The sequence below is a fragment of the Pseudomonas sp. 2835 genome (assembly GCF_050435905.1).
In the GTDB taxonomy this organism is placed as follows: Bacteria; Pseudomonadota; Gammaproteobacteria; order Pseudomonadales; family Pseudomonadaceae; genus Aquipseudomonas.
Map to the genome: position 1 here is coordinate 1 of NZ_JBNDLE010000045.1, position 1,437 is coordinate 1,437.

The window sequence follows — 1,437 nt, forward strand, 5'->3', positions numbered from 1 at the left end:
CTATGATGGATTGGACACACTAACTACGAACTCCTTTAAAACAAAGGGTTACAGCACACGTTCCATTTTCCCGTACCATTTTTGTACCATCACAACCTCCTCAAACGAGATTCTGCGATGGGAAAGGCCTTTTACATTCGCGGCAGCTAACGACCCATAGCTGCCGTTCGACCAAAGAATGTCCTGAGCGACCCAGCAGGAGTTTGAGCGATGGGTTGTCGTACACTCTCAACTCAATCGGGCTACCTGAACCTAGGGAACATTGAATTCAATGACGAAGCTTATCGAATGCTCAAATGAGATTTTCAGCCGCGGGACCGTATTTAGAGCCAGGGGAAAATACCCGTATGAAGAAATTGTGGATTTTATGGTTTTTGACACACTGGACGAGAATCGTCGCTTCGGGCTGATGGTCACCACGGGATACAAAGCGGGCCTACCGCTGGTTTGCTTGCCTGACGAGAGCAATGCAGGGGGATTGGGTCTCAGCAAGGCGTGGGTTCTAGCGAATTGGGGTAAGTGGATCTATCCGGACTGTAAAGTCTCGCAAGTCCTCGTGATTAATAGTTATAAACCCGGCTCGCACTCGCTCGCTGAAGTGCAGGAGCTGCCTTTTGGTAACCTTCAAAACATGCCGCCGCACAAATGACTGCATCTGGCCATTTTTGGTGAAGGGCAGCTATGGGTCGTTAGCTGTCGTTTGCGAGTGATGCTTTCGATCCAAAGCTGCCCCAAAAACGGGCATTTCAGATAACCCAGCCTCACGATGTTACTGCCCGTCAAAGACGATGAACTTCAATCTGGAGCCCCTCACCCTCATCCGGGGCGCGAAAGTAGCTAGTGATCAGATCGAACTCCGCGTCAGTCGCCGCAAACTCATGTTCGGCGCGGTTGTTGCGAAGATGCAACCTTTCTCGACAGGTGTCATCGTCCACCTCGATGTAATGGACACAATGAGAAACCTCGGCTGCATCAGCCAAGTCACGCAACCATTGTCGATCTTGAGGAGTATTAGCGGGAAAATCCAAAACCACAGTCACGCCAGCCTTCAGGACATCGATGACGAGCGGGCCCAGTACTTCCCGCATCTGGCGTGCAAGGCGCACATAATCGGTCACTGACTTGATCTGATCAGGGTAAAGCCGTGAGAGCCAATGATCCTCACTCAGCAGGATCGCGGATCGTTCGGCTGCCAAGCTTTTGGCCAGCGTTGATTTGCCGGAAGCAATCTTGCCTGACATGAGATGAAGCACTGGTTTGGTCATGGGGACGTCTCCTTGTCGAACCCCGATGATGCTTATTGAAAAGCGTCGAAGCAACAACCGAGCCGTCACCGTCCGCTATGGGTCGGAAGCGGACCGTCCCACAAGCAGCCCTCTGCCTCATCTCCTCGCACCAGAATCGAGAATGTGCAGTGGCCAAGCTCCATGTGATGGA

General features: G+C 52.1%; 2 protein-coding genes. One reads left to right on the plus strand and one right to left on the minus strand.

The genetic code is table 11. The annotated features are described in order from the left end of the window. The first annotated feature begins 271 nt into the window (after positions 1–271). Entirely contained in the window at positions 272–649 is a 378-nt protein-coding gene (gene imm45, locus ABIE20_RS27620) for an Imm45 family immunity protein (protein ID WP_429508733.1), read from the plus strand. 130 nt (positions 650–779) lie between these two features. Here the strand turns inward: imm45 and ABIE20_RS27625 are convergent, their stop codons facing one another. Continuing rightward, the gene (locus ABIE20_RS27625; protein ID WP_429508734.1) at positions 780–1,265 is read right to left on the minus strand and encodes an AAA family ATPase; all 486 of its coding nucleotides are present in this window, start codon (positions 1,263–1,265) and stop codon (positions 780–782) included. Positions 1,266–1,437: the final 172 nt, after the last annotated feature.

Bases quoted from the DNA above. Each gene is read 5' to 3' on its own strand.
- imm45 (WP_429508733.1), top strand. From the start codon at position 272: ATGACGAAGCTTATCGAATGCTCAAATGAGATTTTCAGCCGCGGGACC.
- ABIE20_RS27625 (WP_429508734.1), bottom strand. From the start codon at position 1,265: ATGACCAAACCAGTGCTTCATCTCATGTCAGGCAAGATTGCTTCCGGC.